Source organism: Afipia clevelandensis ATCC 49720 (assembly GCF_000336555.1).
Lineage (GTDB): Bacteria > Pseudomonadota > Alphaproteobacteria > Rhizobiales > Xanthobacteraceae > Afipia > Afipia clevelandensis.
The window spans coordinates 2,546,797-2,567,227 of record NZ_KB375281.1 but is presented as its reverse complement, the minus strand read 5'-3'; the positions used below and the strand labels follow the sequence as shown (position 1 = coordinate 2,567,227).

The 20,431-nt window shown below is 63.8% G+C and carries 16 protein-coding genes and 1 tRNA gene; 9 read left to right on the top strand and 8 right to left on the bottom strand.

The window, feature by feature from the left end:
• Window positions 1-110: 110 nt before the first annotated feature.
• Window positions 111-812 (top strand): CoA transferase subunit A, encoded by a 702-nt coding sequence (locus HMPREF9696_RS12265; protein ID WP_002713334.1) that lies wholly within the window; start codon window positions 111-113, stop codon window positions 810-812.
• Between the two features lie 22 nt (window positions 813-834).
• Window positions 835-1,485: a 3-oxoacid CoA-transferase subunit B gene (locus HMPREF9696_RS12260; protein ID WP_002713333.1), complete on the top strand. Its 651-nt coding sequence runs from the start codon at window positions 835-837 to the stop codon at window positions 1,483-1,485.
• Window positions 1,486-1,496: 11 nt separating this feature from the next.
• Here HMPREF9696_RS12260 and HMPREF9696_RS12255 read toward each other — a convergent pair whose 3' ends face one another.
• The gene (locus HMPREF9696_RS12255) at window positions 1,497-2,015 is read right to left on the bottom strand and encodes a hypothetical protein (RefSeq protein WP_347335773.1); all 519 of its coding nucleotides are present in this window, start codon (window positions 2,013-2,015) and stop codon (window positions 1,497-1,499) included.
• A 215-nt stretch (window positions 2,016-2,230) separates the two neighbouring features.
• Between HMPREF9696_RS12255 and HMPREF9696_RS12250 the strand changes: the two genes are divergently transcribed.
• Window positions 2,231-3,307: an AI-2E family transporter gene (locus HMPREF9696_RS12250; RefSeq protein ID WP_002713331.1), complete on the top strand. Its 1,077-nt coding sequence runs from the start codon at window positions 2,231-2,233 to the stop codon at window positions 3,305-3,307.
• Here HMPREF9696_RS12250 and HMPREF9696_RS12245 read toward each other — a convergent pair.
• From HMPREF9696_RS12245 to HMPREF9696_RS12235, 3 genes are all read right to left on the bottom strand, one after another.
• Window positions 3,304-4,947: an ABC transporter permease gene (locus tag HMPREF9696_RS12245; RefSeq protein ID WP_002713330.1), complete on the bottom strand. Its 1,644-nt coding sequence runs from the start codon at window positions 4,945-4,947 to the stop codon at window positions 3,304-3,306. The two genes, HMPREF9696_RS12250 and HMPREF9696_RS12245, sit on opposite strands and share 4 nt — an antisense overlap.
• 28 nt (window positions 4,948-4,975) lie before the next feature.
• Window positions 4,976-5,998 (bottom strand): Fe(3+) ABC transporter substrate-binding protein, encoded by a 1,023-nt coding sequence (locus HMPREF9696_RS12240; protein WP_002713329.1) that lies wholly within the window; start codon window positions 5,996-5,998, stop codon window positions 4,976-4,978.
• Between the two features lie 128 nt (window positions 5,999-6,126).
• Complete coding sequence (locus HMPREF9696_RS12235) at window positions 6,127-9,612, bottom strand: PAS domain S-box protein (protein WP_002713328.1); 3,486 nt, start codon at window positions 9,610-9,612, stop codon at window positions 6,127-6,129.
• A 311-nt stretch (window positions 9,613-9,923) separates the two neighbouring features.
• Here HMPREF9696_RS12235 and HMPREF9696_RS12230 point away from each other — a divergent pair, with 311 nt between their 5' ends.
• From HMPREF9696_RS12230 to HMPREF9696_RS12220, 3 genes are all read left to right on the top strand, one after another.
• Window positions 9,924-10,298, top strand: a complete 375-nt coding sequence (locus HMPREF9696_RS12230; RefSeq protein ID WP_002713327.1) for a phasin family protein — start codon at window positions 9,924-9,926, stop codon at window positions 10,296-10,298.
• A gap of 192 nt (window positions 10,299-10,490) precedes the next feature.
• The gene (locus HMPREF9696_RS12225; RefSeq protein WP_002713326.1) at window positions 10,491-10,916 is read left to right on the top strand and encodes a phasin family protein; all 426 of its coding nucleotides are present in this window, start codon (window positions 10,491-10,493) and stop codon (window positions 10,914-10,916) included.
• 180 nt (window positions 10,917-11,096) lie between these two features.
• Window positions 11,097-11,173: transfer RNA gene (locus HMPREF9696_RS12220), tRNA-His, on the top strand.
• 26 nt (window positions 11,174-11,199) lie between these two features.
• Here the strand turns inward: HMPREF9696_RS12220 and HMPREF9696_RS12215 are convergent.
• Together HMPREF9696_RS12215 and HMPREF9696_RS12210 are read right to left on the bottom strand one after the other, a co-directional pair.
• Window positions 11,200-13,611, bottom strand: coding sequence for a sensor domain-containing diguanylate cyclase (locus HMPREF9696_RS12215; protein WP_002713325.1), 2,412 nt, complete (start codon window positions 13,609-13,611; stop codon window positions 11,200-11,202).
• 265 nt (window positions 13,612-13,876) lie between these two features.
• On the bottom strand, window positions 13,877-14,152 hold the full coding sequence (locus HMPREF9696_RS12210; protein ID WP_002713324.1) for a metal-sensitive transcriptional regulator: 276 nt from the start codon (window positions 14,150-14,152) through the stop codon (window positions 13,877-13,879).
• A gap of 51 nt (window positions 14,153-14,203) precedes the next feature.
• On the opposite strand from HMPREF9696_RS12210, the gene HMPREF9696_RS12205 reads away from it, so the two are divergent.
• Window positions 14,204-16,615, top strand: coding sequence for a heavy metal translocating P-type ATPase (locus HMPREF9696_RS12205; protein ID WP_002713323.1), 2,412 nt, complete (start codon window positions 14,204-14,206; stop codon window positions 16,613-16,615).
• A 274-nt stretch (window positions 16,616-16,889) separates the two neighbouring features.
• On the opposite strand, the gene HMPREF9696_RS12200 is transcribed toward HMPREF9696_RS12205, so the two are convergent.
• Both HMPREF9696_RS12200 and trxB read right to left on the bottom strand, forming a co-directional pair.
• Window positions 16,890-17,813 carry a LysR family transcriptional regulator gene (locus tag HMPREF9696_RS12200; RefSeq protein WP_002713322.1) on the bottom strand — a complete coding sequence of 308 codons (924 nt, stop codon included), beginning with the start codon at window positions 17,811-17,813 and terminating at the stop codon, window positions 16,890-16,892.
• Window positions 17,814-17,815: 2 nt separating this feature from the next.
• Window positions 17,816-18,781: a thioredoxin-disulfide reductase gene (gene trxB / locus HMPREF9696_RS12195; protein WP_002713321.1), complete on the bottom strand. Its 966-nt coding sequence runs from the start codon at window positions 18,779-18,781 to the stop codon at window positions 17,816-17,818.
• A gap of 250 nt (window positions 18,782-19,031) precedes the next feature.
• Between trxB and HMPREF9696_RS12190 the strand changes: the two genes are divergently transcribed.
• Window positions 19,032-19,529, top strand: coding sequence for an Lrp/AsnC family transcriptional regulator (locus HMPREF9696_RS12190; protein WP_002713320.1), 498 nt, complete (start codon window positions 19,032-19,034; stop codon window positions 19,527-19,529).
• A gap of 145 nt (window positions 19,530-19,674) precedes the next feature.
• On the top strand, window positions 19,675-20,430 hold the full coding sequence (locus tag HMPREF9696_RS12185; protein WP_002713319.1) for a sulfite exporter TauE/SafE family protein: 756 nt from the start codon (window positions 19,675-19,677) through the stop codon (window positions 20,428-20,430).
• Window position 20,431: the final 1 nt, after the last annotated feature.

Genomic DNA, 20,431 nt, shown 5'->3' with positions numbered 1-20,431 from the left:
AGCCCTCGCGAGCCGTTCCCGCGGCGCGATTGACGGCCCTTGAAGGTTTCGCCTAATAATCCACCGACCACGCGGCCCGCCGCCATTTTCCTCCATCAGGTTGCATCCTCATGAACAAGGTTTATCCCGACGCGAAGTCCGCGCTCGAAGGTGTTGTCAAAGACGGCATGATGGTCATGTCCGGCGGTTTCGGCCTCTGCGGTATCGCGGAAACCCTGTCCGATGCGCTGCGCGACAGCGGCGTCAAGAACCTGACGGTGGTGTCCAACAATGCGGGCGTGGATGGCATCGGCCTCAGCCGCCTGCTGGAAACCCGCCAGATCAAGAAGATGATCTCGTCCTATGTCGGCGAAAACAAGCTGTTCGCGCAGCAGTATCTCGCAGGCGAGCTCGAGCTCGAATTCAATCCGCAGGGCACTCTGGCCGAGCGCATTCGCGCTGGCGGCGCCGGCATTCCCGGCTTCTACACCAAGACCGGCGTCGGCACTCTGATTGCCGAGGGCAAGGAAGTGAAGGAATTCAACGGCGAGAAGTACATCCTGGAGACGGGGCTTGTTGCCGATCTCGCCATCGTTCACGCCTGGAAGGGCGATACCGCCGGCAACCTCGTGTACCGCAAGACCGCGCGCAACTTTAACCCGATGATGGCGACGGCGGCGAAGGTCACCATCGCCGAGGTCGAACATCTCGTGCCGGCCGGAGAGATCGATCCCGATCACATCCACACGCCGGGCATTTTCGTAAAGCGCATCATCGCCGTCGATCCGGCGCTGAAGCGGATCGAGCAGCGCACCTTGCGCAAGCGCGCGTAACCGACAGTCATAGGAGAACATCATGGCCTGGACCCGTGAACAGATGGCTGCCCGCGCCGCGAAGGAATTGCGCGACGGCTATTACGTCAATCTCGGCATCGGCATTCCGACGCTGGTCTCCAACTACATTCCCGACGGCGTCGACGTCTCGCTGCAGAGCGAGAACGGCATGCTTGGCATGGGCCCGTTCCCGTATGAAGGCGAGGAAGATCCCGACCTCATCAACGCGGGCAAGCAGACCGTGACCGAACTGCCGGACACCAGCTACTTCTCCAGCGCGGATTCCTTCGCGATGGTGCGTGGCGGGCATATCGACCTGTCGATCCTTGGCGCCATGCAGGTGGCCGAGAACGGCGATCTCGCCAACTGGATGATTCCCGGCAAGATGGTGAAGGGCATGGGCGGCGCGATGGATCTCGTCGCCGGCGTCAAGCGTGTCGTCGTCGTCATGGAACACTCTGCCAAGGACGGCGCGAAGCTGCTGCATCGCTGCAATCTGCCGCTGACCGGAGAGCGCGTGGTCGACATGGTCGTCACCGATCTCGCCGTGTTCACCATCGACAAGCACGGCAATGACGGAATGGCGCTGATCGAACTCGCCGACGGCGTCACCCTCGACGAGGTGAAGGCCAAGACCGAGGCCACCTTCCGCGTCGCCCTGAAGAACGCCTGAGCGAGCTGACGTTATCGTTGGCCGAAGATGCCGGGATTGTGCGCGAAAGGCGATTGCGCGCGCAAGTCGGTATCGAGGGTCGGGTTCGACTGAACGAAACTGCCTGACAGCGACAGAGTAACGTTGGAGGTCGGCTTGAATTCGATCCCGGCGTTGACGCTGGTGGCAAGCGTGCCGCTCGGCTGCAGGCCGGGCGTGACAATCGATGTAAAGACGTCCGGTGTCGTTCGCAGCGAACTGACGCCTCCGAAGAGTGTCACCGGCGTGTCGCCAATGCCCTTGAAACTGTAGCCGTATTGCGCGCCATCGGACGACAATCCGCTCCCGACAGTGAATGCGCCGGCGCTGAACGGGACGTTAAATGAATTCGCCGGTATGCTATAGCTGCTGAACGAGAAGCCCTTGCGGAAACCGTCCTCGTCCGGAGCGTTGTCCCAATAAGTCGTTGTATCGCCGCCGAGCCCGAAAGGCCCGCCCGGGATCCAGTACCGGATGGGTGCGACCTGAGCCTGTGCGGCAGACGCGGCCATAGACATTACAACGGCGAGAGCAAAGGCGCACTTCACGGCGATTCGATATCTCAGAAGTTCCATCATCTCACGCATTATACGGTTGCGGCAGGTCCAAGCACAGCAAGTTAAGAATAAAATATGCTAGGCCTGACGGTATATCCGAAGCCCTTTCGATGCTGCGACGTCGTTACGGCGTTTTTTCGGCGGCGCGCTTAACTGCAAAGGACAATCGCATGCGCGGTAGCATCGAAGACAGGGCCTTTCTGATCCTCATCGTCGTGGTCTCGCTGGCCTTCGGCTGGATACTCACCTCGTTCTACGGTGCGATCCTGTGGGGTGTGGTGATCGCCATCATGTTCGCACCGCTGTACCGGCGCCTGCTGCGGCGAATTCCGCAGCGGCCCACGCTCGCGTCGCTGACGATGGTCGTGCTCGTGGTGATGATCGTGATCCTGCCGCTGACGCTGATTGCCGCGTCGCTGACCCAGCAGGCGGCGGCGGTGTTCGCAAAGGTGCAGTCCGGCGAACTCGATTTCGTCAAACTGTTCCAGCAGATTCTTAACGCCCTGCCGCAATGGGTGACCAGCCTGCTCGACAGCTTCGGCGTCGCCAGCCTCGGCGGCATGCAGGCGAAGCTCTCCGCCGCGTTGCTCAAGGGCAGCCAGCAGATCGCGACGCAGGCCCTGAACATCGGCCAGAGCACGTTCGAATTTATCGTCAACGCCGCCATCATGCTTTATCTGCTGTTCTTCCTGTTCCGGGACGGAAGCGCACTGTCGCAGCAGATCAAGAACGCCATTCCGCTGCGCGCGGAACTGCGCGACGCGCTGCTGGAGAAATTCACCGTCGTCATCCGCGCCACTGTGAAGGGCAGCATTCTGGTTGCGATGGCGCAGGGCGCATTGGGCGGCGTGATCTTCTGGATTCTGGGCATCAACGCGCCCCTGCTGTGGGCGGTGCTGATGGCCTTCCTGTCACTGTTGCCGGCGGTCGGCGCCGGGCTGGTGTGGATGCCGGTCGCGCTGTACCTGATGGCCACGGGCTCGTTCATCCATGGCGGGATCCTGATCGCTTACGGCTTTCTGGTGATCGGCCTTGTCGACAACGTGCTGCGCCCGATGCTGGTGGGCAAGGACACCAAGCTGCCGGATTATGTGGTGCTGATCTCGACGCTGGGCGGCATCGAGGCTTTCGGGCTGAACGGCTTTGTCATCGGTCCGGTGATCGCCGCCATGTTCATCGCGGTGTGGGATATTTTCTCGATCTCCCGAAAAGAGGATCGTGCCGAAATCAGGGAGCAGAGCGCCTAGACCGGCCCCTTCGGCATGTCGGAGAACCGCGTCAGCCATGCCACCGGCCCGATGCTCGCGGCCACGATCAGGAGCGCGGCGAGCGATCCGTCCTCGAAGCTGCCGCGGCTGGCATATTGATAGATCGAGGTCGCCAGCGTCTCGACATTCAACGGGCGAAGCAGCAGCGTTGCCGGCAATTCCTTCAGGCAGTCGACGAATACCACAATCGCCGCGCCGAGCAGCGCCGGACGCAGCAGCGGCAGGTGAATCCGCCGCATCGCGGTGATCTGTCCGGCGCCCGCGCTGCGTGCGCTGTCGTCATAGTCGAACGGAATGCGCTCGAAGCCCGCGCGCAAAAATCCGGTGGGCACCGCGAGAAAGCGGATCACATAGGCGGTGACCACAGCCGCGCCCGATCCCATCAGCACAAGGCCGGGCAGCGCCCAGCCGAGCCATGCCGCGACTGTGTTCAGCGCGTTATCGATGGCAAGCACCGGCGTCAGCAGGCCGAGCGCCAGCACGAGGCCCGGCAGCGCGTAGCCGGTCTGCGCGATGTTGGACGCCACAGCGCGCCATGAACCGGGACGCCAGCGCGTGGCGAGGATCGTCGCGAGCCCGAGAATCAGCGCCGCCAGTGTGGCCAGCGCGGCGAACATCACCGAATTGAACGCATCGCGCCAGACCGCCGCATCCATCGTGATGGACGCGCGATGGACGCTCTGCTGAATCAGGAACAGCAGCGGCACGATGAAGCCGAGCAACACAGGCACAGCACACCCGGCAAAGGCCAGCCAGCCCCTGATTCCGGTGAAGGGTGTGCGTGGCGTGAGCCGCGGACTTTCGGACGAGAATTCGGTGACGGCATTGCGGCGGCCATAGCGCTCCAGCGCGATCAGTCCGCCGACGATGGCGAGCACGAGACAGGAGAGTTGCGCGGCGCCTGCGAGGCTGCCGCGATTGAGCCAGGTGGTGAAGATCGACACCGTGAGGGTGCGCACGCCGAGATATTCACTGGCGCCGATGTCGTTCAGCGTTTCCAGAGCCACCAGCGCGAGGCCCACCGCGAGTGCGGGCCGCGCCATCGGCAGCGAGATGCGGCGGAAGATGCTCCAGCGGTTCGCGCCGAGGGTGCGCGCGGCTTCCGCGAATTCCGCGCTTTGCAACTGAAACGTCGCGCGCGCCGACAGGTAGACATAGGGATAAAGCACGATGCCGATGATCAGGATCGCGCCGGGCAGCGACCGCAGGTTCGGCAGCAGCGCCAGTGCGTCGCGCGGCGCAAGCCACAGCGAGAGCGTGCGATGGACGAGACCGAGCGGCTCGAACAGGTCGACATAGACATAGGCGGCGATGTAGGTCGGGATCGCGAGCGGCAGCGGCAGCAGCCAGAGCAGAAGGCCGCGTCCCGGAAAATCATGCGCCGACACCAGCCACGCGGTGCCTGCACCAGCAAGCAGGGCGAGCGCGCCGACGCCGAACAGCAATGCTGCGGTGTCGCGCAGGGCGTGCGGCAGCACATAGTCGATCAGATGCGGCCACAGATCGGGCACCGGCTGCGCGGCGATCACAACAATCGCCAGCACCGGCAGCGCCACAAGCGCCGCCGTGAAAACGGCGAGCGCGGAGACGACGGGTTCGGCGAGACGCGCGCTTGTCACGTTCGACAAAACCGGTGGCGTTCAGGCCTCAATTATCAAACCCGACCTTGTCCACCAGTGTGGAGGCCGCCTTGCGGCTGGCTGCGATCTTTGCGATCGGGAGCGCGTCGGGCTTTAGCGCACCATAACCGGCGATGGTGGAATTCACGGCAACACCCGCGCGCACCGGATATTCATAATTCGCATCGGCATAGATTTGCTGCGCCTTCTCGCCCGCCAGCCATTCGATCAGCTTGATCGCGTTGGCGCGGTTCGGCGCGTTCTTCGCCAGCAGCACGCCGGACAGATTCACATGGGTGCCGCCGCCGGCGAAGGTCGGCAGGATCACCTTGGTGGCTTCGGCCCATGGCTTCTTGTCGGCGTCGTGGTTCATCATCAGCGCCCAGTAGTAGGTGTTGCCGATGCCGATATCGCACTTGCCGGCCGCCACATCGCGCGCGGTCTCGCGGTCTCCGCCGGATGGCTTCTGCGCCAGATTGGCCTTCACGCCGCGCAGCCATTCCTCGGCTTTCGCCTCGCCGTGATGCGCGACATAGGCCGCGAACAGCGCGTTGTTGTAGATGTGCTGGCCGGAGCGGATGCAGATCTTGCCCTTCCACTTCGGGTCGGCGAGTTCTTCGTAGGTGATGGCGTCCTGCTTGACGCGATCCTTCGAGGCATAGATCACCCGCGCGCGCATCGAAATGCCGGCCCAGTGACCGTCGGGATCGCGGTACTGTGCAGGCACGACCTTGTCGAGCGTCTCGGACTTGATCGGCTGGGTGACGCCCGCATTCACGGCTTCGGCAATGCGGCCGACATCCACCGTCAGCAGCACGTCGGCAGGGCTGTTGGCGCCTTCCGCCTTGATGCGCTGTTCGAGGCCGGAGCTTGCGGACACGACGTTGACCTTGATGCCGGTGTCTTTTGTGAAGGCGTCGAACAGCGGCTGCACCAGCTTGGTCTCGCGATAGGTGTAGACGTTGACGTCGCCTTGCGCGAAGGCCGTGCTGCTCATCGTCATCACGGACGCGATGGCGGATGCAGCGGCAAGAATGCGGGTGCGTGACATGGGAAGCTCCGGCGCTTGATGATGGGCGCTGGCATGCAGCGCGTGGCTGGTTCTGTAGCGCAGCGGCGCGTGTTCGCTCGCGCGACGCGATGTCGCGAAAGCTGCTGTTTAGAGCGATTCCAGATTGCCTATGCGATCGCGCTGGCGTGGGAGAACACGACCTCGATCAGGGTGCCGGAATGCGGCGCGGTCTTGATGTGGAATTGCGCGCGGTTGGCTTCGACCAGCGCCTTGGTCAGCGACAGGTTGACGACCGATCCATCGGCGGTCTGGTCCGACACGTCGGATGTGCGGAACGGCGCCATCGCGGCGGCGATCTCGTTGTCGTTGAGGCCGTGTCCGGTATCGCGCACGCGCAGCACGATATCGCCGAAATCCGTGGTCGCGGTGGAGACGATCACCTGCCCGCCGGCATTGGCAAGATGGATCGAATTGCCGATCAGGTTCATCGCGATCTGGCGCAGCGCGCGGGCATCGGCCTTCACCGTCGGCAGCGCATGGGCCAGCGAGGTGCGGATGATGATGCGTTCGCGGTTGGCCTGCGGCTGCATCACCGCGACGCATTGCTCGACCATGCTGTTGAGGTCCTGGCTCGCGAACGACAGCTCCATCTTGCCGGATTCGATGCGCGACAGGTCGAGCAGGTCGTCGATGATCGCGATCACGCGCTGGCCGGAGGCGCGGATGTCCTTCATGTATTCGACATAGCGCTCGTTGCCGAGCGCGCCGAAGCGCTCCTCGATCATCACATCCGCGAAGCCGATGATGGCGTTGAGCGGCATGCGGACCTCGTGACTGATCCGGCCCAGAATGTCTGCCTTGGCGCTGGTGGCGCGGTCGGCCTGGCGCCGGGCGTGAACCAGATCGCCTTCGCCTTTCTTCATCTGCGACAGGTCGCGGAAAATCGCGAAGAAGCGCGGGCCGTTCGGCTGGGTCCGGCCGATGGTCATGGACAGCGGAATGGCATGACCGTCGCGGGCGCGGCCCAGCAATTCGCGGTCGTGCTGCACGAGCCCGGCGACGGGTGCGGCTTTCACCTCGTTCACATAATCCAACACGGCCCGCTGGCTTTCAGGTGCGAACAGATCGGCGACGGTGAGCGCGGCCATGTCGTTGTCATCGCGGCCGAACAAGGCTTCGGCGCTGCGGTTGCACGACAGCAGATGGCCCTCGCCGTCGAACACCACAACGCTCTCGGCGGTGTTGTCGAGAATGGTGGCGAGTTCTTCGGCCTGTGTGTCCTCTTCGCGGGGCATGATCACGGGCGCAATCACGGCCGGCGTCGGCGGGGTCTCAACGCGCGGCTCGGCGCGGGGTCCGGAAAAGATCAGCGCATGGGCGGGTTCTCCGTCCCATGTGATCGCGAACAGATTCGCTTTTGCGGGCTCGCCCCTGTTCGGGCCGCTCGCGCTGGTGGCTGCGATCACCACCGGCGTGCCGGTTTCCGATGAACTGCTGGCGGAGCCTGCACCCGCTTCGATCGTGAGCGCGTCGAGGCCGCCGGCTTCGGTGAGGGCGTGAAGATCGTCATAGCCGGTGGAGGCGAAGAACGCCCTGTTGGCATAGAGCAGGCGGTCGAGACGATAGACCAGCACGCCGACCGGCAGCCGGTCGAACAGTTGAAGGTCCTGCGCGGCATTGGCGCGCGGCAGAACAGGTTCCGGCTGCAGGAAGGCAGGCGGATGCTCCATCGCAGGCGGCTCCGGCGCCGCTTCATGCGCGGGTTCGATCTCATCGGCGGCAAACAGTTCGGCGACCGACGCATCGGTCAGCGTGTCATGTCCGCCGTTGTCCAGTTGCGCCGACAGCCGCCGCGCCAGTTCGTCGAAGGCGTTGCTCTCGACCGCGGTGAGTGTCGGAGCTTTCGGCTCGGTCACGGGAAACGGGACAACGTTCTGCGGAATGTCCACGGGCGGTCTCGTTTCGGTTTGCGGTGACATGTCGGAAGGCATGTTGTCCTGCGTGCTGGCGTCAGCGTGCGCTGTTTCTGTATCAACAGGTTCATCCGTCGCAAGCAGAAGCTTGGCTTCCTGTACCTGCTCTTCGCTGACGATATCCTCAGCAATTGGTTCAGGCGTGCCGGCTTCCTCGGGCAAGGAGTCCGGTTTGAACGCATATGTCACATCGCTGCGGCGCTGCGAGGCGAGCCGCGCCATGCCGTCGATGTCGCGGCAGACGCCGAATCCGCGATAGCCGAGAAATTCTCCGGCATGATCGTAGATCGGCAGGCCCGACAGTTCGACCGGCAGCCGCGCACCGGTGCCGTCGGCGGGCCAGTGCACGACGATGTTGCTCCAGCTCTCGCGTGTCGCGGCCGCATTCGTCACCCGATTGTCGGGATCGAGGCCGAGTTCGTGCGCGATCTCCGCCCAGGGCCGGCCAAACGCTGCGGCGGTGCGCGTGCCGATCAGGCGGCTGAACTCGTCATGGCCGAGCGAAAAGCGGTTGTGCTCGTCCATGTGCCAGGTGAAGCGCAGCGGCTGCTGCGGCGCCGTCACCGGTTCGTCCTGGACTTCGATCGCTGATGCAGGGCTTGCCGCGTTTTCGTCCGCAGGCGCTTTACGCGCGTCATCGAAAAAGATTCGCGTGACGGGAGCATCCGCAGGTGCGTCGTGATGTGCGGGTTCTGGCGGCGATGCAGGTTCGGCGGCGTCAATCTTTGGTGCTACGGGTTGCGCGCTGGATTGCGCGGGCGATTCTGTTTCCAGCGCATCATCGAACGCCGAGCCGAACACGTCGCTTGGCAGCACGTCGGGAGATATCCCGGAAGCTTGCGGCTCAGGCGCGTCATCCACGGCTTCGGGCGTCGTCTGCGCATGAGGCAAAGCCGCAACGTCGAGGGCGGTGTCCATCATCGCCGCAACCGGAACAGGGGCAGGTTCTTCAACCGGCTGCTTTTCAGCAACAGGCTCAGCCGGCTCGACAATCACCGAGGCGGGCTTTGGCGCAGGCCGCGGCGTGATCACGGTGTCGATCAGAGCGACCAGCGCGGTTGTGTCTCCGCTGCCGACACGATGCAGTGTGACTCGGCCGAGATCCACTTTCATCGCGGCCTGTCCGTCGCGCAGCGCGATGCTGCGCGCTTCGTCGAAGCCGGGTCCGTTGAGATTGCCGAACAGGCCGGGGATATTTTTCGCCGCGTCGTTTGCCCCCGCCAGCGCGCCCTCCGGCGTGAAGGTCATCGCGGGCATCGACACGCTGTCGACAAGATGCGCTAGCCGCTCGGTGAGCGGCAGCGGGCGTCCCACCGGTTCGGTGGCTGCGATCAGAATTCCTGCGCTGCCGTCGGCGAAGGTAAGGCGCGCGCATGTGCATGTCAGGAGACGTCCGAGCGGCGCGCCGAATCCGCGCAACCGCTCCAGCCGTGGCGCGCCGGTCGGCGACAGCCGTGCCGCGAGCTGCGCCGCCTGGCGGCGATGCGGATCGGCCGGGCCGATGGTTCGTTCCGCGAGTGCAGCGGCGCTGCGTTCGCCGAACAGCCGCGCGCCGATGGTGTTGGCCCAGAGAATATGCGCGCCATTGATCGACCAGACCCATGCTGGCAATGCGCTGGTCGCAAGAGCCGCAAGGCGCGGATCGCGGATGCCGTGGAGCTGGAAATCGGCTTCGCTCATGGTCGACAAAAGGCCTGTCACTCGCTTCAGGACGCCGTTGTGCGGCGGGTTGGGATTCGCAGTCTTAACAAATGATTAGTATGGCGCGTCTGCCGCAAGGTCCACCAGTGGGGCGCAAGACTAACCCGCGATAACCTTAATTCCGCGGTGCATCGAACCGCGCGGCGGCTCGGGCGTTGGGAGTTGCAAAAGATATCCAAACGGTCACGATGGACCGGCAGGAACTGTCGTTGCGCTGCGTCATAAGGGGTGTCGCCCGGCGGTGAGTTGCGAGAAGGATCCGTCAGGGTCCGAACACAGGAGGGTGCGACATGTCAGGCAATCAGTTCGAGATTCCCAAGGAAATGCGATCGATGGCGGAAGCGAGTCTGGATCAGGCGCGCAAGGCATTCGAATCGTTCATCAGCAGCGCGCAGCAGACCGCGGCTGCCTTCGGCGGCGCGTCGTTCGGCGCACCCGGAGAGGCCGCCAAGGAGATCAGCGCCAAGGCGATCGCCTTCGCCGAGAAGAACGTCCAGTCCTCGCTGGCCTATGCGCAGCAGTTGATCCACGCCAAGGACCTGACCGAGGTGATGCGCCTTCACACCGAATATGTTCAGGGCCAGATGCGCGCCCTCGCCGAGCAGGCAAGTGAGATGGGGCAGGCGGTGACCCGCGCCGCCATGGACGCCACCAAACCCAAATAAGCCGCCGGTCCTCCGGCAGGGACCTGATCCGGCGGAGTGCCCGGGTCAGGCTTCCGGGCTATATTTTGTTGCAATGCACAAATTCTGCCTCTATGGTGCAAACCGAAACTGATTTCGCGCGTTGCCCTGAGGCCGCGCATGGCGGGCGCCGTCCCGGCCGCTCTCCCATTTCCAGACACAAGGACTGTCCTGATGAGCGCAAACGATCCCTTTGCCATCGTCCCTTTCAAGCTGCCGGAACAGTTCCGGGCATTTGCGGAAATGGGCGTTTTCCAGGCTCGTGATGGCTATCAGAAGCTCAAGGATGCGGCCGTTTCCAACAACGATGCGCTGGAGGCCATCTACGCTTCGGCCACCAAGGGCGCCAGCGATCTCACCACGACGGTGATCGGCATGGCACAGACCAACACCGAGGCGGCCTTCGCCTTTACCCAGAGCCTGATGGGCGCGAGATCGCTGCCCGAGGCGTTCGAGTTGATGAATGCCCATGCCCGCAAGCAGTTTGAGGTGTTCAGCACCCAGACGCAGGATCTGGCCACGCTGACCCACAAGGTCGCTGTGGAGGCGGTCGAACCGATCGCCGCCGGTGCGGCCAAGGCGTTCAAGCCGGGCAACTGACGGCGAAAAACAGCGCGGCGGGTTGAACCGTCTGCCCTTCCGAGATCACCCATATCAAGATTGTTCGCGGGAGCGCATTCAGGGTCAAACCGTCTTGCCAAAGCGCGGCGTTGCACCTAGTTTCCCGCGAAATCGCCGCCCGGTGCGGGGCTGCCTTCAGGCAGCCGTTCGATCAAAAATGCAGTTGTAGCTCAGCTGGTTAGAGCGCCGGATTGTGGATCCGGAGGTCGGTGGTTCGATCCCACCCAACTGTACCATCATCCCCAATCCCGATCCGAATCCGTCAGGCGGATTTCGCCAACTGGACCTGAACGTCATCCGCGGTTGCCGGTGGGCTGTCGTCGTGGGTCAGGGCTGCGAAGGTTGAGATCGGCGCGGGGCGTCCGACCAGATAACCCTGAACCTCATTACACAATTCGGATTGCAGGAACGCCAGTTCGGCCGGCGTCTCGACGCCCTCCGCCAGCACCGGCAGGCCAAGGCCGCGGCCAAGTCCGAGCACAGCGCGCACGATGGTCGCCGCCTGCGCGTTGGTGTTGACCGACTTGATGAACGAGCCGTCGATCTTGATTTTGTCGAACGGGAAGGCGCGCAGATTCGACAGCGACGAATAGCCGGTGCCGAAATCGTCCATCGCGATGTGGACGCCGAGCGCCTTGATGCGCCGGAGCGTGGTCAGCGCGCGGTTGAGATCGCGCACCAGCGCGGTTTCGGTGATTTCGAGTTCGAGCCGGCTCGGCGCGAGGCCGGTTTCCAGCAGCACCTCATGCACCAGTTGCACGAAGTTCTCGCTGTAGATCTGCACGGCGGAGACATTGACCGCGATGGTTAGCGGATTCGGCCAGGTTGCGGCCTGCTTGCACGCCTCCCGCAGCACCCATTCGCCGATGCCGAGAATGGATCCCGTTTCTTCCGCAATCGGAATGAAGAGCGCCGGTGAGATCGAGCCGCGGGTCTTGTGGTTCCAGCGCAGCAGCGCCTCGAACCCGACAACACCGCCGGTCTGGATGTCGCCCTGCGGCTGATAGACGAGCGTGAATTCGCCGCGGGCCACGGCCTGGCGCAGATCGTGCTCCAGCACGCGCCGGTCATGGACCTCCGCGGCCATCCGCGCCTCGAAGAAGCGATAGGTGGCGCGGCCTTCCATCTTGGCGCGATAGAGCGCGGTATCGGCATGGTTGAGCAGCGTCTCGCGGTTGTCCGCATCGTCCGGGCAGATCGCGATGCCGATGCTGCACGACGTCATGTTGTCGCTGTCGGACCTGTCGCCGTCGGGACGGAGCGCTTCGATCAATGCGTCGGCGAGATTTCCTGCGACGGCCGGATTTTGCAGCCCCGGAACCAGAATGGCGAACTCGTCGCCGCCGAGGCGCGCGACCATGCAGTTCTTGTCGAGAATCTTCGTGACGCGCGCCGCGACGGATTGCAGCACCTTGTCGCCAGCGGCATGCCCGAACAGGTCGTTAACTTCCTTGAAGCGGTCGAGATCGAAACACAGCACCGCGCATTTCTGGCCGCTGTCCTTGGCCGCTGCGATTTCATGATCGAGCCGCGCATGGAAGGTGCTGCGGTTCGGCAGCGAGGTCAGTGCGTCGTGATGCGCGAGATAGCGGATATGCTGCTCGGCCTTCTTGCGCGCCTGCAGATTGCGGACGGCGATCACCTGATGCGCGGTGCCCGCGAAGTCGATCGGGCGCAGGATCAGTTCCACCGGGATCATCGAGCCGTCTTCGTGGCGCAATTCGGCTTCGACGGGCTGGTTCGGCGAACCTTGCAGTTTTGCGCGGACGTCGGCGTTGGGAATGAACGATTCGAGTTTCGCGCCGATCAGCTTGTCGGACGATGAGCCGACAAGCGTGGCGAAACTGGTATTGGCGGTGACGGCAATCTCGCCGTCGCAGACCAGCAGGCCTTCGATTGCGGCGTTGGCAAGACCGCGCATGCGGTCCGCTTCCCGCGCGGAGCGGCGCTGGTCGTGAATGTCGAGGGCTGCGGCGCCGATCGCGAGCAGGATGATCGTGAAACTGGAGACCGCGACGCCAATGGCAAGCCAGGTCGTGGGGATCGCGGATTGCGGGATTGCGATCGTGGGGTCGGGAATGATCGCGACAGCGCCCATGGCGGTGAAGTGATGGCTGCAGATGGCGAGCGTCAGCAGCAGCGCGCCGGTGATCCGCCAGCGTTGCGAGTTGTCATGCAGGCCGGCTGGCAGGGCTGCGGCGCCGATCAGCGTGCCGAGCAGGATGGATGCGGCGACCAGCGTCGAGTCCCACAGGATGATGCCGCCGATCTGGAAGGCCGCCATGCCGAGATAATGCATCGTGGCGATGCCGCCGCCGACCACGGCGCCGCCGAGCCAGGGACCGAGCCGCCAGCCCGGCAACATCGCCAGGGCGAGGCCGGCAGCGGTGAGCAGGATTGCCGCCGCGAGCGACAGGCCGGTCAGCGCGATATTGTAGGCGCTCGGAATGCCAGGCGAGTAGGCGAGCATCGCGATGAAATGCGTCGACCAGATGCCGAAGCCGGTGGAGATCGCGGAGATCGCAAGCCAGACCGGACGCATCTGCCGGGTCGCATGCCGTGCATGCCGCAGCAGGCTGATCGCGGCGAGCGAGGCCAGCGCGCAGATCACAGCCGCAAGTCCCACAAGCCAGAGGTTATGGGCGGTGGCGATACAATTGTAGACCTTGAACATCGGACAGCCTGCACGCGGGAACGAAACGGTTACTTCGGCAGGTAAGTGGAATTGCGTAAGAAGGCGTAAATTCCGGAACTGATGTTTGATACATGGATGCGCGCGTCGCGCGAGCGGGTGACACGGAAAATGCGTCCGCCGAGCAAACGGCCGAAAAATCGCTGTGGCACAGGCGCTGCTAGGATGAACAGATCGTCAATGGTTGCCGCGGATTGGCTAACGCGCCGTCAACCATGATCTCAACAGGTCACGATGCCTGACGTTTCTAGCGATCCGCGCGGCTGACCACGTCCATCAGTTCGGCGATCTTGCGCCGCTGGTCGGCCTTGTCACCCGACGAAATCGCATGCTCAACGCAATGGGCGACGTGGTCGCGCAGGATTTCCTCCTCGACCCGCCGCAGCGCCGTGCGCGCCGCCGCGATCTGCGTCACGATGTCGATGCAATAGCGATCGTCCTGGACCATCCCCGCGAGACCGCGAATCTGGCCTTCGATCCGTTTCAGCCGTTTCAGGCACGATGACTTGATTTCCTGTCGCATGTCATACTATATACCCCTATGGGGTATAATTTGCAAGCAAGGACTGGGACGATGGCGTCACCCGAACCTCGGGAAAAACAGGCGGGCAGTTGCTGCGGAGGCCACAGCCATAAGCACGCTCATCATCATTCCCATGGGGAAGGCCACGGGCCCACTGACGCAGATCAAGCAGGCAAGGCGATTGATCCTGTCTGCGGCATGACCGTTACCATCGCAACCGCCAAGCACCGCTTCACCCATAAGGGGCAGGAGCATTTTTTCTGCTCGGCCGGCTGCCGCACAAAGTTTGAAGGCAATCCCGAGAAATATCTCGCGCCGAAATCATCGCAGCCGGACGAGAAACTCCCCGAAGGCACCATCTACACCTGTCCGATGCATCCCGAAGTGCGTCAGGCCGGGCCGGGAAGCTGTCCGATCTGCGGCATGGCGCTCGAGCCGGAAACTGTTTCGCTCGACGATGGGCCGGATCCCGAACTGATCGACATGACGCGCCGGTTCTGGATCGCACTGGCGCTGACCTTGCCGGTGTTCGTGCTGGAGATGACCGCGCATCTCGGCGGCATTCATCTCATGGAAGCGCAGGCGTCGAACTGGCTGGGCTTTGCGCTGGCGACGCCGGTGGTGCTGTGGGCCGGCTGGCCGTTCTTCGTGCGCGGCTGGCAGTCAATCAGGACGCGCAATCTCAACATGTTCACGCTGATCGCGATGGGGACCGGCGTGGCCTACATCTACAGCGTGGTGGCGACTTTCGTGCCGCAGGTGTTTCCGGATGCTTTCCGCGATCATCACGGCGCGGTCGCGGTGTATTTCGAGGCGGCGGCGGTTATCACCGTGCTGGTGTTGCTGGGGCAGGTGCTCGAACTGCGTGCGCGGGCGCAAACGTCCGGTGCGATCCGTGCGCTGCTCGGGCTTGCGCCCAGGACCGCGCGGCGCATCGGCGCCCAGGGCGATGAAGATATCGAGATAGACTCCATCTCGGTGGGCGACCTGTTGCGTGTCCGCCCCGGCGAGAAAGTGCCGGTCGACGGTGTGGTCACCGAAGGCTCGTCGCTGGTCGATGAATCTCTTGTCACCGGCGAGTCGATGCCGGTGAAGAAGGCCACCGGCGCGCAGGTGATCGGCGGCACCGTCAACCAGAGCGGCGGCCTTGTCATCCGCGCCGAGAAGATCGGCCGCGACACCATGCTGGCGCGGATCGTCGATCTCGTCGCGCGGGCGCAGCGTTCCCGCGCGCCGGTGCAGCGTCTGGCCGATCAGGTCGCGGGCTGGTTCGTGCCTGCGGTGATGGCGGCGGCGCTCGCGGCTTTCGCGGCGTGGGCCGTGTTCGGTCCCGAACCGCGCTTCACTTACGCGCTGGTCGCGGCGGTGACGGTGCTGATCATCGCCTGTCCGTGCGCGCTCGGGCTTGCGACGCCGATGTCGATCATGGTTGGCGTCGGGCGCGGTGCGCGTTCCGGCATTCTGATCCGCGATGCCGAAGCGCTGGAGCGGATAGAACAGGTCGACACGCTGGTGATCGACAAGACCGGCACGCTCACAGAAGGCAAGCCCAGGGTGGTGGCGGTTGTCGCCGCCGATGGAATCGAGCGCAGCGAATTGTTGCGGCTCGCCGCCAGCGTCGAGCGGGCGAGCGAACATCCGCTGGCTTTTGCGATCCTCAATGCGGCGAAAGACGAAGGCCTCGCGCTCAGTGACGTGCAGAACTTCGACTCGCCGGCGGGCAAGGGCGCGACCGGGACCGTGGACGGGCGGCGCATCGTGATCGGTAATGCCGCGATCATGCAGCAGTCGAACATCGACACCGCCGCACTGGAGAACGACGCTCGTGCGCAGCGCGAACGCGGCGCCACCGCGATCCATGTGGCCCTCGATGGCCGCGCCGCCGGCGTGATTGCGATTGCGGACCCGGTCAAGCCGAGTGCGCCGGACGCGCTCAGGCAGTTGCGCACCGATGGCCTGCGCATTGTCATGCTGACCGGCGACAACGTCACCACCGCGCAGGCGGTTGCCAGAACGCTCGGCATCACCGAGGTCGAGGCCGACGTTCTGCCCGAACGTAAAGGCGACGTGGTGACGCGGTTGCGCGGCGAGGGCCGGGTGGTGGCGATGGCCGGCGACGGCATCAACGATGCGCCGGCGCTGGCGGCGGCGGATGTCGGCATCGCCATGGGCAGCGGCACCGACGTGGCGATCGAGAGTGCGGGCATCACCCTGTTGCGCGGCGATCTGATGGGACTGGTGGAGGCGCGGCACCTGTCGCGCGCCACCATGCGCAATATCCGCCAGAACCTCGCGTTCGCCTTCCTCTACAACGCCGCGGGCGTCCCGGTGGCGGCAGGTGTGCTCTATCCGGTGTTCGGCATCCTGCTGTCGCCGATGCTGGGCGCGGCCGCCATGGCGCTGTCGTCGGTCAGCGTGATCGGCAATGCACTGCGCCTGTCGCGGGCGAAATTGCATTCCTGAAAGCGATCAGCCGATCGGTGAAAGGCATGAAAAAAGGCCGGGCTAAAAAAGCCCGGCCTGTTTAGTTTTTGGCCACGTGAGGCCGACACAATCACCTTCCAAGAGGGATAACTGAGCGCGCGTTTCGCTGGAGGAGGGGGACATGCGCAAAACGCTCAATCAGTGTGGTGAGAGTATGGGCCGCGATTTCCCATGCGGACAACTCCGATCCCGGTATGTCAGTCATGCTCAGGATGCGGGCTCAAACGGCCGTTTGAACCCGCCGGCGTCGCCGTCAGGACGGCCAGCGCTGGGCCTTACTCACGATAAAATCACGGAAAACCTGCACGCGCGCCACGGACTTCAATTCTTCGGGATAGACAAAATACGTATCCAATTGAATCGAGTCGGCCTCGCTGAAAAGCTGAACGAGGCGGTTGTTGTCTTCAACCAGGTAGTCCGGCAGCGCAGCAATTCCGAGGCCCTGCTGGCAGGCGCGCACAAGGCCGAGAATGTTGTTGACCTTGAACACCGCCTCGCGCGGGCCGGAACCGTTGCGGTTGGCCTCGACCAGCCAGTTCCGGTTCTGCAGGTGCTGCGGCACGTTCTGGTCACTGAGCACGATGATCCGGTGCTCATCCAGTTCGTCCAGCGTCCGCGGCGTGCCGTGGCGCTTGACGTATTCCGGCGAGCAATAGGCGTGAAAGCCCATCGAGAACAGCTTGCGCTGGATGAGATCCGGCTGGGTCGGCTTGCGGGTGCGGATCGCGACGTCAGCCTCGCGCATCGACAGGTCGAGTTCCTCGTCGGTCACGATCAGCGAGATGCGGATGTCCGGATAAAGCGCGGTGAATTCGCCGAGCCGCGGGATCAGCCAGTTGATGCCGACGCCCGGCGTGGTGGTGACCTTGAGGTCGCCGCTCGGCCGTTCGCGGCTGTCGGTGAGCTTGGCGCGGGCCGCCTGCAACTGCATGAAGACGTCATGGGCGGTGCGGAACAGCAGGTCGCCCTGTTCGGTGAGGATCAGGCCGCGGGCATGGCGGTGGAACAGCGAGACCGCCAGTTCCTGTTCCAGCGCGCTGACCTGACGGGACACCGCCGACTGCGACAGCCCGAGCTGCTCACCCGCATGGGTGAAGCTGCCCGCTTCCGCAGCGGCGTGAAACACCTTCAGCTTGTCCCAGTCCATATCGCTTAATCCATCGCGTGTTCGAGGCATGGTCACTCCGCCGCTGCGCGTTCGGTGGCGCTGTGCGCCAGGAAGCGTTCCGCCTCCAGCGCAGCCATACAGCCGAGGCCCGCAGCCGTGACAGCCTGGCGATAGGTTTCATCGGCAACGTCGCCCGCGGCGAATACGCCGGGGACCGAGGTTGCGGTGGAATGCGGAGCGATCTCCACATAGCCGGACGGTTTGAGTTTCAACTGCCCTGCGATCAGTTCGGTGGCGGGCGCATGGCCGATGGCGATGAATACGCCGTCGGTCGGATATTCGGACACAGCGCCGGTCTTGATGTTCTTCAGGCGGATATGCGTCACCTTGGACGGGTTGTCCTCGCCGCGGATTTCGTCGATCGCGCTGTCCCAGATCACGTTGATCTTGGGGTGCTTGAACAGGCGGTCCTGCAGGATGCGCTCGGCGCGCAGGCTGTCACGGCGATGCACCAGCGTCACCTTGGAAGCGAAGTTGGTGAGGAACAGCGCTTCCTCGACCGCGGTATTGCCGCCGCCGATCACGAAGACTTCCTTGTTGCGATAGAAGAAGCCGTCGCAGGTGGCACAGGCCGAAACGCCGAAGCCCTTGAACTTCTCTTCCGAGGGCAACCCGAGCCAGCGCGCCTGCGCGCCGGTGGCGAGGATCACGGCGTCGGCGAGATAGACATCGCCGCTGTCGGTGGAGATGCGGAACGGGCGCTGGCCAAGTTCGAGCTTGTTGACATGATCGGTGACGATCCTGGTGCCGACATGCGCCGCCTGCTTCTCCATCTGCTCCATCAGCCATGGGCCCTGGATGACATCGGCAAAGCCCGGATAGTTCTCGACATCCGTGGTGATGGTGAGCTGACCGCCGGGCTGGATGCCCTGGATCAGCACCGGTTCCAGCATGGCGCGCGCGGCATAGATCGCTGCCGTATAGCCCGCAGGCCCCGATCCGATGATGACAACCTTGGCATGAACAGGAGCGGCCATGACGCGACCTTCGGTGACGTTGTTGCATGGAGTGATCAGCGAAGAGGCGGGAAATGCCCGCAAAGGCATCGCTGGGGCGTTAAAAGTGCATGTCCAAATGTAGGCCATCCAGCGAGCTATGCAAGATATGCAACCCCTGTCGCGAAATTTTCCCCAGCTACCCATAAGATAGGCAGCGCACGAAATAAAATTGCGCAACCGCGATCCGATGGCTAGAACAGTCCCGAAACCGGCCGGACACTCCCAGCCCATGGATCAGACCCGCGTGTCAAAAAGCCTCGACGAAATCGATCTGAAAATTCTGAACGAGATTCAGGCCGATGGCCGGATCACCAATGTGGAACTGGCCAAACGGGTCGGCATCTCGCCCCCGCCCTGCCTGCGCCGGGTCCGGACGCTGGAAGAGGAGGGCTACATCCTCGGCTATCGCGGGCTGCTCAATCCGGCCTCCCTCGGGTTTGAGGTCACGGTGTTCGCGTCGGTCCACCTGTCGAGCCAGGCGGATGCGGATTTGCGCGCGTTCGAGGATTTCGTGCGCAAGGAGCCGCTGGTCCGCGAATGCTGGATGCTGTCGGGCGAGATCGACTTCATCCTCAAATGCGTCGCCCCCGACATGGGCACCTTCCAGAACTTCGTCTCGCATCTCACCGCCGCGCCGCATGTGCGCAATGTGCGGACCTCGCTGGTGCTGCACAATTCCAAGGACGCGCCGGACGTGCCGCTGGAATTGAAAGTCCCGCAGGGGTGAAGCTGGTCGCGGCCTTCAGTTGATCGCCGGGACGACTCAGAGACATGGATGGCATTCGGCGGGCTGCGTTCTCCTGCGCGGATCATTGCTCTAAAAGCCCCCTGCCGGGCGCTTCCCTCGCGCCCAATTGCGTGAAGGGGCTGACGTGACTTTATTTCAGGCGATTGTGCTGGCCGTGGCGGGATTTGCCGCGGGCACAGTCAATGCCGTCGCAGGTGGCGGCACGTTCATCACATTCGCTGCGCTGGTCGCCAGCGGTCTGCCGACACTGGACGCCAACGCCACCAGCGCGGTGGCGCTGACGCCGTCCAATCTGTCGAGCGCCGTCGGCTATCGCGCGGAAATTCGCGCCCATTTCCACGAGATGATTCCGTTCGCGATTTTCGCCCTGATCGGCGGCGGCCTCGGCGCGCTGCTGCTGATCTGGCTGGGCGACGGCGGCTTTCGTCCGCTGGTGCCGTGGCTGCTGCTGGTCGCGACCCTGATGTTCGCGTTCAGCGCGCAGATCCGCGCGTTCGTTGCGCCGTGGTCGCAGGGCGAGCATGGCGTCGCAAAACTCGTCGCCTATGTGGTGATGAGCGTGGTCTCGGTGTACGGCGGATTTTTCGGCGCCGGCGTCGGCATCATGATGCTGGCCGCGCTGGCGATCGTCGCGGGCGGCGATTACCACAAGGCCAACGCGATCAAGCTGCTGATGGCGTTTCTGATTCAGATCGTTTCGTCGGCGCTGCTGATCGCCGGAGGACTGGTGCACTGGCCGCAGGCGCTGGTGACCATCGCTGCTTCTGCGCTCGGCGGATATTATGGTGTGGCGATTGCGCGCCGCGTGCCGGAAAAAATAATCCGCGCCGTGGTGGTGGCCATCGGCGCGGCTTTGACGGTGGTGTTCTTCGTTAAATAGC

Coding starts and splice junctions, on each gene's coding strand:
- HMPREF9696_RS12225 (WP_002713326.1), top strand. CDS start 10,491: ATGAGCGCAAACGATCCCTTTGCCATCGTCCCTTTCAAGCTGCCGGAA.
- HMPREF9696_RS12210 (WP_002713324.1), bottom strand. CDS start 14,152: ATGCGACAGGAAATCAAGTCATCGTGCCTGAAACGGCTGAAACGGATC.
- HMPREF9696_RS12230 (WP_002713327.1), top strand. CDS start 9,924: ATGTCAGGCAATCAGTTCGAGATTCCCAAGGAAATGCGATCGATGGCG.
- HMPREF9696_RS12260 (WP_002713333.1), top strand. CDS start 835: ATGGCCTGGACCCGTGAACAGATGGCTGCCCGCGCCGCGAAGGAATTG.
- HMPREF9696_RS12255 (WP_347335773.1), bottom strand. CDS start 2,015: ATGGCCGCGTCTGCCGCACAGGCTCAGGTCGCACCCATCCGGTACTGG.
- HMPREF9696_RS12235 (WP_002713328.1), bottom strand. CDS start 9,612: ATGAGCGAAGCCGATTTCCAGCTCCACGGCATCCGCGATCCGCGCCTT.
- HMPREF9696_RS12205 (WP_002713323.1), top strand. CDS start 14,204: ATGGCGTCACCCGAACCTCGGGAAAAACAGGCGGGCAGTTGCTGCGGA.
- HMPREF9696_RS12215 (WP_002713325.1), bottom strand. CDS start 13,611: ATGTTCAAGGTCTACAATTGTATCGCCACCGCCCATAACCTCTGGCTT.
- HMPREF9696_RS12190 (WP_002713320.1), top strand. CDS start 19,032: ATGGATCAGACCCGCGTGTCAAAAAGCCTCGACGAAATCGATCTGAAA.
- HMPREF9696_RS12250 (WP_002713331.1), top strand. CDS start 2,231: ATGCGCGGTAGCATCGAAGACAGGGCCTTTCTGATCCTCATCGTCGTG.
- HMPREF9696_RS12200 (WP_002713322.1), bottom strand. CDS start 17,813: ATGCCTCGAACACGCGATGGATTAAGCGATATGGACTGGGACAAGCTG.
- HMPREF9696_RS12265 (WP_002713334.1), top strand. CDS start 111: ATGAACAAGGTTTATCCCGACGCGAAGTCCGCGCTCGAAGGTGTTGTC.
- trxB (WP_002713321.1), bottom strand. CDS start 18,781: ATGGCCGCTCCTGTTCATGCCAAGGTTGTCATCATCGGATCGGGGCCT.
- HMPREF9696_RS12240 (WP_002713329.1), bottom strand. CDS start 5,998: ATGTCACGCACCCGCATTCTTGCCGCTGCATCCGCCATCGCGTCCGTG.